We start from the raw sequence: 285 nt of genomic DNA, 5'->3' as shown, positions 1-285 counted from the left end.
CCGCGCACGCGACATCGGTGTTCACGTGCCCCGCCACCGCGAGCGGCGATGTGATCGCGAGGGTGAGCGACCCCGCGCCACCCGACCCGGTGCCGACGGCGGTCGGCGAGGGGATCGGCGCGGCCGACGGGAGCGAGGACGACGGCGTACCGGTGGGCGCCGGCGACACAGCGGCACTCAGGTCGCTGCGCGACACCTGGCCGCAGCCGGCGAGCGCGAGCACGGCGGCGAGCGCGACGACGGCGAGGGGGGCGGATCGTCTCATGGCGGTCCCTTCGAGCGGGT

1 pseudogene is annotated in these 285 nt (G+C 76.8%); it reads right to left on the bottom strand.

The window, feature by feature from the left end:
- Positions 1–265, bottom strand: a pseudogene (locus tag ASG00_RS15020) (hypothetical protein); the annotation flags it as partial.
- Between the last annotated feature and the right edge of the window lie 20 nt (positions 266–285).

It is taken from the genome of Microbacterium sp. Leaf351, assembly GCF_001423825.1.
Taxonomy (GTDB): Bacteria; Actinomycetota; Actinomycetes; order Actinomycetales; family Microbacteriaceae; genus Microbacterium; species Microbacterium ginsengisoli.
The sequence above is the reverse complement of the archived record's forward strand: the minus strand, read 5'-3'. Positions and strand labels throughout refer to the sequence as shown.